The organism is Tissierella sp. P1 (genome assembly GCF_002266425.1).
Lineage (GTDB): Bacteria > Bacillota > Clostridia > Tissierellales > Tissierellaceae > Tissierella > Tissierella carlieri.
This window is the reverse complement of the sequence record NZ_NPMN01000057.1, coordinates 1-8773: the sequence shown is the minus strand read 5'-3', so window position 1 is coordinate 8773 and position 8773 is coordinate 1. Positions and strand designations below refer to the sequence as shown.

The following is an 8773-nucleotide window of genomic DNA, read 5'->3' as shown; positions in this document are numbered from 1 at the left end:
CTTGTTGCTTTGTTCTAATCATCTAATATTTCAATCCCAACTGATTCCATTAAATATTTTGCATTAGTTGATGTCGATTTTCCTGGTTTGATTTTATAATCAAAATGTATTTTATTATTTTTATACTGCTCAGAGAAATGGTAATTTTCTATCCTATTATACTTAGCCAATATACATAATTCTAAATCATGAGTTGTTATTGCCCCAACTACCCCTAATTTATTAAGATTTCCAAGAACATTTTTAGCACCTAATATCCTATCTTCGGAGTTTGTTCCCCTAAAGATTTCATCAATTAGAAAAATGATATTATTATTTTTATTTGCATAATTAATTATTTCCTTAATTCTAAGAAGTTCTGCATAAAAGGTTGATATTCCATTCTTCAAATCATCAGTTACTCTCATGGACGTAAATATCTCCAATATTGGACATGACATCTTACTAGCATATACAGGTCCTCCGCTATACGCTAACACCAAATTTATACCTATAGTTCTTAAAAATGTTGTTTTCCCAGACATATTTGAACCAGTAATAATCAAAATACTATCATCTATCTTTATATTATTTAACACTCTCTCGTTATTGCTTATAAGAGGATGGCCTAAGGATTCTCCACTTACCCTTAAGTTGGAATTATCTATAGTTGGAAATGATACTCCTTCATCTATTTGCATCAAGACACTTAAACTAATTAAAGATTCAACTTCTCCTATAGCCTCAATCCACTTCTTAACTTCCAAACCATATGTATTTTTCCAATTTTCTAATAGAAAAACACATTCATAATCCCATAAAAATAGTCCATTAAATACTAGATATATTAAAGCATTATTATGTCTTAAGTTAATTCTTTCCGTAATCTTATCAAGCTCTTTTATCGCCAATATAGATGAATATTCTCCGCTAAATAATATTTCCTTTATACTATTTAGTTTTTTAGACTGAAAATTTTCTTTTTCTAATAATTTTAATATATCCATATAAGTTTCTAAGTTACGTTTAAAAGTACCTACTGGTTTTAGGATATTATTCATCGTCGAAAACCTTATCATCCATAATAAGAATTGAAGCAATATTAATAGTGGAATTAATACATATATCCTCTTCATTTTAAATATTATGATTGCTACAGATAATGGTATTACAATTATCGGAAGAAAATGGATTAATTCTCTTGCTCTTTGTGACTTTATCATAATTTCTTTACTTTCTGCATATTTTATTAAATTTTCTGGATCTAATAATTCCTTTTTGTGTTTACCTCCTAAATATTCCAGCTCTTGACAAAAGTCTAGTTTACTACTAAGTTCTTTTATTGCTTCTTGTCTTAAATATATCTCAGTCTTGTTATAACTAGTTTCCAATAAATCTCTTGCTAATGTTTTTCTTCCGTTCCATGTATTAGCTATATTTATAAACTGGAATAAAGATTTTTTACCTACTATATCTAAGTCAAAAGAATACTTATGTTCCTTATCTATAAACTCTTCTCCTATATCATTAAAATCAATCCAATTCCCATCAACTCTAGCTAAATATCTATTATTTATATTTATGATTTCTTTTGAAAAATTTAATTTATCCTTAATTATATTGTGATATATTATTAAACAAATAAATATTATAGCTAAAATAAAATCTATAATTACATAGATTGATTTATGGTTAATTTTAATAATTATATAAGTAAGAAGTATAATTCCTATAAATACCATAAATCTCGCAATGCTAATCGAATTAGATATACTGCTATACTTCTTAATATTTCCATTTTGTTTCTGTATTCTTATCATAAATTTATCTTTAATCATTGAATCACCTCTTCCTAATTATACACAATATCTTCAGTAATTTCATTAGATTATATTTTTTTACTTTTCTACCTCTGGAACTGACTTTTGTATAATCGCGTTTCTGAATATAATATATTGCTACCACAAATGACTTAGATAAGATGAAAATTATAAAAATATTATTGATTTAAGCAATATAACAATAGCTATTATGAGAACTTATAAAAAGCGAAAAGCACAATCAATAAAAAATATGCTATAAAATGAGCAATCGCTTATTCACTACTCACCTTTAGAATTGTTATCTTTTATAAATACGGTGATTCTCTCTTTATAGTCCTTTTTCTCACTTTCTTTTTCAGCTACAATATCATCTTCATAATCTTTAGCCTTTTGAAGTAAGTTCACTAAATCGCCACTTTCAATATCCTCTGGAGTAACTCCATCAACCATTACAAGAATCCCATCATTATCAGCAGATAATTCATATTTTTTAAAATAACAACCATTATTTATAAAAGCTTTATGTGCATCAGTTAAAAACTTTGCTATATCTTCCATAGATGTATCCAATATATTAGTACGAATATTAATTTCTGCAGCTATAGGTAATGATTTATCAAATTTCATATCAAGTTCTAAAGCATTATTGCCGTTTTCATAAATACTCTTATCATATATCACTCTCGTATTCTTTATTTCATATTCAAGTTCTTTGTCAATAATTTTTTTTTGCAACAGCACTATATTCATCTGAAAGTCTATCTAATGTATTAAACATACCTAGCACTCGCATTTCATAACTGTCATAGCTTATACTTCCATTTCTATAATGTATACCAAATTTAGTATCTATACTGGATTTGGATCTAACATTCATCACATATGATCCATCTTTAAAATTATATATTGGCTTTTCCAGTTCAAGATCAAGATAAGAATAATTATCTTTAATATACTGTTTAATAGTTTCATCTGCAATTCTTGCTGATATTGGATTTCCTACGAAAGCATTTGTAATAAAAAGTATTCCACCGATTAATATTATGGCTATTAGTCCTGCAAGTATTTTAAGTATCTTATTTTTTATATTTTTCATATTATTCACCTTTCCCAAATGCAAATTTTAGAAGCTTTGCAATGATTACTCCCAGTGCTATTAAGCTCGTATATATGATGCTATAAAATAGACTGCCATACAAAATTGTCCAATCGAATCCACTTTCTATTGTCCACGCTATTGTCTGCCATAAATAGCTCAAAATAAAAACTGATATTGGAGTTATATACCATCTTCTCTTTAACACTATAAAAGAAATCCCTCCTATTACAGGCATTATAATAAAGTTATAAAACATGGCCATAGAATTCGTTAATGCTATTCCGGTAATAGCTCCAATTGCCAGAATAAGAATTTGTGTTATGAAAATATTTTTTTTGATATTATAAATTATTTTTTTATCATTTATAGATTTTTGTTCTGAATAAATGTCTTCAAAGGATTCAAATTCTACTTTACAATTGCTACAGCTTTTAATATGATCATTTACTATTTTCTGGCTATCTTCACTTGCTACACCATCCTTTACTAGTGGTATTAAATCTAATATTATATCACAAGAAATATTCTTCAATATAATCCCTCCTTTTCTAAAATAGATTTAATCCATTTTCTAGTTCTAAAGTCAATAACTCTTGCTGAATTCTCTGATATACCTACACTAGCGGCAATTTCTATAAAGCTATAGCCCTCTAATCTCATATTTACTATTTTTTGCGTACGCTCATCTTTTTCTAATAATAAATTGCTTATTCTTTTTGCTATCTCCTTTGTAATTAATTTTTCATCCATAGTATCTACTACATATAATTGTAGAAAGTCATTATATTCAGATGTGGATTTTTCTTTTCTAATATTTTGTAACCATAAATTTCTAGCTATGGAGAATAACCATGTTTTTATTGAAGAATGTCCTTTGAAATTTGGGATTGTCTTAATTGCATTTATGAAAGTTTCTGACAGCAAATCCTCTGCAAGGTCAGGATTATGAGTCAAAGAAAGTAAATATCTATAAATATCATCTTTATAAAGTTTATATAGCTTTTCTATTTCCTTCATCAAAATCCTCCCTCCCTATAATTAGTCACATTTTTTACAGAAATATTACAGATATTCTAAAATAATTTTATATTCTATAAGAATAACCCCTTTAATCCCCTATTTTTAAGTATACATTATAACGAAAATATATAATAAGCATGATTTATAAAATAAATTATATTGACAATCCTCTATATAAGGTATATTATATATCTATTATATATAATATACTTATATAGTTATTTGAATATTAGTGAATTTAAAAGGAGGCCTAAAAATGGATGCCGTAGAATTTAAAAATCAATTGATGGATTTAATGAGAGATGTATCTGTAAACATGGGTACTACTTTCATTCCTATAATTAATAAATATGATTTAACTATTATACAAACTCAAATCCTTAGAGAAATAAAGGACAATAAAGATCATAGTATTGGTAGTTTAGCAAAGATGATGAGTATACAAAGTGGAAATACTTCATCTATGTGTAAACAATTAGAGAAAAAAGGATATCTGCAAAGACATAGAGATAAATCAGATGAAAGAGTTGTAAAGATAGCACTTACTGATAAAGGCTTATCTACTATTGATGAAATTGACAATACTTTAAAAGAAAGATATTCCTCCATATTTTCAAGTGAAGACCCTGATAATCTTCGTGCTATCATATTTGGTCTACAGAATTTAAAAGACTTGTTAATAAGAATGAATCAAGTCTAAGAAACCCTAATTAGAAAGGTTGGAATGTTTATGAACAGAAAAAAAAATCCTAAAAAACCTTTGATTTACTATTATACAATTACAATGATAGTATTGATGCTTCTGAATACTTTTGTATTTCCATCGCTATTAAAGCAACAAATAACCGAAGTTGATTATGGAACATTTTTAAAGCAGATAGAATCAGGAAATATTAAAGAAGTTGAAATTCAAGAAAATCAAATTGCCTTTATTGCTTTAGATAAAGATGGAAAAGATAGTTTATTTATAACGGGTAAAATGTATGATCCTGATTTAGTAAATCGTTTGTACGAGCTTTATGAGCATAAAGAAATTAAATTTTCAGAGATAATTCCAAAAGAAAGGTCACCTCTTACTAGTTTCTTATTAACATGGATTATTCCAATACTACTTCTTGTAGGAATCGGTCAACTATTTTCCCGTAATTTACAAGGCAAATTTGGTGGTAATTCTATGACCTTTGGTAAAAGTAACGCTAAAGTATATGTAAAGGCTCAAACTGGAAAAACCTTTGCCGACGTTGCAGGTCAAAATGAAGCGAAAGAAGCACTTACAGAAATCGTTGATTTTCTTCACAATCCAGATAAGTATAAGGAAATCGGTGCACAACTTCCAAAGGGTGCTTTACTTGTAGGACCGCCCGGAACTGGTAAAACCTTACTTGCTCAAGCTGTTGCTGGAGAAGCGCATGTTCCGTTTTTCTCCATATCTGGTTCTGAATTTGTTGAAATGTTTGTAGGAATGGGTGCTGCACGTGTACGTGATTTATTTAAACAAGCACAGGAGAAAGCTCCTTGTATAGTATTCATTGATGAAATTGATGCTATTGGTAAAAAACGTGATAATTCTGGTATGGGTGGTAATGATGAACGTGAACAAACCCTTAATCAATTGCTTACTGAAATGGATGGATTTGATGGTAGTAAAGGTGTTGTCATTCTCGCAGCAACCAATAGACCAGAGACTTTAGATAAAGCCCTTCTACGACCTGGAAGATTTGATAGGCGTATTCCAGTAGAGCTTCCTGATTTAAAGGGCCGTGAAGATATTCTTAAGGTTCACACTAAAAAAATTAAAGTAGAAAATAATATCGACTACAATGCAGTTGCTAGAGCTACTTCTGGTGCATCAGGTGCAGAACTTGCAAATATTGCAAATGAAGCGGCGCTACGTGCAGTAAAATGTAAACGTACTAAGGTAAATCAATCTGACTTTGAAGAATCAGTTGAAACAGTTATAGCAGGCTATCAACGAAAGGGAGCTGTAATATCTACTAAAGAAAAACTAATAATCTCTTATCATGAAATAGGACATGCATTAGTTGCAGCAAAGCAAAAGAACTCTGCTCCTGTTCATAAAATTACTATTATTCCAAGGACTTCTGGTGCATTAGGCTATACTATGCAGGTAGAAGAGAGCGAACGATTTTTAATGTCCAAGGAAGAAATGTTTAATAAAATAATCACTTTAACTGGTGGTCGTGCAGCTGAGGAAATTATCTTCAATTCAATTACTACTGGTGCATCTAACGATATTGAACAAGCTACTAAAATAGCAAGAGCTATGGTGACTCGCTACGGTATGAGTGATACCTTCGATATGATGGCACTAGAGACAGTATCAAACCAATATCTAGGAGGAGATGCTTCTCTCGCTTGTTCAGCTGAGATGTCATCTAAAATAGATGAAGAAGTTCTTCACATTATTAAAAAAGCACACCAAAAAGCAAAAGATATTCTTACTGAAAATATTAGTAAGCTTCATGAACTCTCTGAGTTCTTGTTAGAACATGAAACTATTACAGGTGAAGAATTTATGAAAGTACTTGAGGCTGCTGAAAAACAATATAATAATTAATCATTAAATAACAAGCTACATTTATGCAATATAATATTACATAAGTGTAGCTTTTAATCAAATAAAGAAAGCTGCTCTAATTCTGAAGTCATAAGATTTGATGCTGTTATACCAATTAATCTAATTTTATTATGTATCTCTACCTCCTCTAAAAGCTCCAGAGATATATCAAATATCTGAGGCAAATCGTTAATATACTCATTTAGAGTCTTACTTCTTGTTTGAACAGCAAAATTTTCATCTTTTATCTTTAAAGTAATCGTACGTCCATGTATACCTCTATTCTTTAAATCATATGATAATTCCTCTGAGAATCTCTCTAAGTATTTTATAAGTACTTTCTTATCACTTGTAGCTTCTTCAAAGGTCCGTTCTACACCTAAGGACTTTCTCTCACGGGTAGTATTGACTTTCCTATAATCTATGCCACGAATTCTACTATATATTTCCATACCAGCTTTTCCAAAGAGCTCTATAAGGAAATCTTCTGAAAGCCCTAGCAAGTCTTCAATAGTATATACTCCTATACCATTTAGTTTTTTAGTAGATTTCGGACCTATACCATGTACTTTTCTAACTGGCAGCGGCAATAATATATTAGGAACCATATCCTCAGTTATTATTTTTATGCCATCTGGCTTATTCCAGTCTGATGCAAGCTTAGCTAAAAATTTATTATATGAAACCCCTACTGACATGGTTAAGCCTGTATCTATCATTACCTTCTCTTTAATTTTCATGACTAATTCCAAAGGTTCCATACTTATATTAGAAATATCTAAATAGGCTTCATCTATTGATACTTGCTCTATTAAATCTGTAAATTCATATAAAATACTGAAAACTTCCTTAGACACTTCTTGATATCTTTTCATCCTAGGAAATACATAACAACCTTTTGGACATTTTTTCTTTGCCATAAATATAGGCATAGCAGAATGAATTCCATATTTTCTAGCTTCATAATTAGCAGTAGTTACAATTCCATGATTGCTCAAACCACCTACTATTACAGGCAACCCCTTAATTTTAGGATTATCCTGCTCCTCCACCGATGCATAAAAGGCATCCATATCTACATGAATAATATTCAATTCCATTTTTTGCTTTAAATTTTGTATTTCCATAATTTTATCACTTCTCTGGCTCAATTATAATATTCGAAATTTGAACAGGATTAAATGCCCTTATTGGTGCAGCGCTATTTCCTAAGCCACTATCAATATATAAAATGGTATCATTTGTTCTAAAAATGCCTTTATCATATTCTGGAAAAAATCCTTGCCCGGGAGCTACCACTGCTCCTATTAATGGTAGCCTAATTTGTCCGCCATGCGTATGTCCTGATAATATTAGGTCTTCTTTTCCACTTAAAATATTTTCCACATTATTAGGAGAATGTCTAAGTAAAACATTATAGTAGTCTAAATTTAGATCTTTAATCGCTTCTTGATAATATATAACTTCATTATATTCTCTAGATTTTGAGTGAAATTTAAGACCAGTAATATTTATTTTCTCGTTATTTACTGTTATTGTAGCAGAATTATCTTCCAAGATAATTATTTCTAATCTTTTCATCTCATCTTTTAAATCTTTATATAATTCCTGCCTAGCTTCATGATTACCTTGCACAAAATAAATATTCTTATCTAATCTCGATAATGTTTCAAATAGTTTAATTACAGCATCTAATTCTATATCATTAGAATCTATAATATCACCTGTTAACACTATAATATCTGGATCAAATTTTTTTATCTTATCCTCCATTTTTTCTAGATCGATTAAGTCATTAGAATGAAAATCAGATATTTGAGTTATTTTTAAATTATTTCTTACCTTTTTGGAATCTATTCTTATATCTCTGACTCTAAATTTACTTATCTGATCGTAATTATAGATATATACAAATACTATTAAAGTTACAATAATAGATATAATTTTCAACAATTTCACTTTTATCCTCCCATTTCTAGAATGATGTATCCATAATATATTGATTATATCATAAATATATATCCCTGCAATGTTTAAGAAGTTTGCTGGTTAATGAAATAAAAGACTTGAAATATTCATTAATACATGAAAATCTAATATTTTGTCCATTTCTTATAATATCTTTGGCATTTGTTCCTTTTCCAGCATAATATATAATGACTATAAATATATGAAAGGAAAAGTGATTATTATGAATGATAATTATCAGATAGAACAGGTATGCCCTCCTGGAAGTTTCCAATATACGATAATGGCTGGAGATACTCTATTCTT

At 29.1% G+C, this 8773-nt stretch carries 9 protein-coding genes; 2 read left to right on the top strand and 7 right to left on the bottom strand.

Going from position 1 to position 8773, the window contains the following annotated elements:
- Positions 1-14: 14 nt before the first annotated feature.
- From CIW83_RS21330 to CIW83_RS21310, 5 genes are all read right to left on the bottom strand, one after another.
- The gene (locus CIW83_RS21330) at positions 15-1817 is read right to left on the bottom strand and encodes a MutS family DNA mismatch repair protein (RefSeq protein ID WP_094904446.1); all 1803 of its coding nucleotides are present in this window, start codon (positions 1815-1817) and stop codon (positions 15-17) included.
- A 264-nt stretch (positions 1818-2081) separates the two neighbouring features.
- A complete protein-coding gene (locus CIW83_RS21325) occupies positions 2082-2543 on the bottom strand; it encodes a hypothetical protein (RefSeq protein ID WP_143598611.1) in 462 nt (153 codons plus the stop codon).
- Positions 2518-2898, bottom strand: a complete 381-nt coding sequence (locus tag CIW83_RS21320; RefSeq protein ID WP_094904444.1) for a DUF3139 domain-containing protein — start codon at positions 2896-2898, stop codon at positions 2518-2520. Before CIW83_RS21320 ends, CIW83_RS21325 begins: the two co-directional genes overlap by 26 nt.
- A gap of 1 nt (position 2899) precedes the next feature.
- Positions 2900-3433, bottom strand: a complete 534-nt coding sequence (locus CIW83_RS21315; protein WP_094904443.1) for a zf-HC2 domain-containing protein — start codon at positions 3431-3433, stop codon at positions 2900-2902.
- Positions 3430-3918 carry an RNA polymerase sigma factor gene (locus CIW83_RS21310; RefSeq protein ID WP_094904442.1) on the bottom strand — a complete coding sequence of 163 codons (489 nt, stop codon included), beginning with the start codon at positions 3916-3918 and terminating at the stop codon, positions 3430-3432. The genes CIW83_RS21315 and CIW83_RS21310 overlap by 4 nt, the downstream gene beginning before the upstream one ends.
- 259 nt (positions 3919-4177) lie before the next feature.
- Between CIW83_RS21310 and CIW83_RS21305 the strand changes: the two genes are divergently transcribed.
- A complete protein-coding gene (locus tag CIW83_RS21305; protein WP_094904441.1) occupies positions 4178-4621 on the top strand; it encodes a MarR family winged helix-turn-helix transcriptional regulator in 444 nt (147 codons plus the stop codon).
- 30 nt (positions 4622-4651) lie between these two features.
- On the top strand, positions 4652-6499 hold the full coding sequence (ftsH, locus tag CIW83_RS21300) for an ATP-dependent zinc metalloprotease FtsH (protein WP_094904440.1): 1848 nt from the start codon (positions 4652-4654) through the stop codon (positions 6497-6499).
- 53 nt (positions 6500-6552) lie between these two features.
- On the opposite strand, the gene CIW83_RS21295 is transcribed toward ftsH, so the two are convergent.
- On the bottom strand, positions 6553-7626 hold the full coding sequence (locus CIW83_RS21295) for a DNA polymerase IV (RefSeq protein ID WP_369819423.1): 1074 nt from the start codon (positions 7624-7626) through the stop codon (positions 6553-6555).
- Between the two features lie 7 nt (positions 7627-7633).
- Complete coding sequence (locus tag CIW83_RS21290; RefSeq protein WP_158220209.1) at positions 7634-8458, bottom strand: metallophosphoesterase; 825 nt, start codon at positions 8456-8458, stop codon at positions 7634-7636.
- Positions 8459-8773 lie beyond the last annotated feature (315 nt).

Bases quoted from the DNA above. Each gene is read 5' to 3' on its own strand.
- CIW83_RS21330 (WP_094904446.1), bottom strand. From the start codon at position 1,817: ATGATTAAAGATAAATTTATGATAAGAATACAGAAACAAAATGGAAAT.
- CIW83_RS21320 (WP_094904444.1), bottom strand. From the start codon at position 2,898: ATGAAAAATATAAAAAATAAGATACTTAAAATACTTGCAGGACTAATA.
- CIW83_RS21310 (WP_094904442.1), bottom strand. From the start codon at position 3,918: ATGAAGGAAATAGAAAAGCTATATAAACTTTATAAAGATGATATTTAT.
- CIW83_RS21305 (WP_094904441.1), top strand. From the start codon at position 4,178: ATGGATGCCGTAGAATTTAAAAATCAATTGATGGATTTAATGAGAGAT.
- ftsH (WP_094904440.1), top strand. From the start codon at position 4,652: ATGAACAGAAAAAAAAATCCTAAAAAACCTTTGATTTACTATTATACA.
- CIW83_RS21295 (WP_369819423.1), bottom strand. From the start codon at position 7,626: ATGGAAATACAAAATTTAAAGCAAAAAATGGAATTGAATATTATTCAT.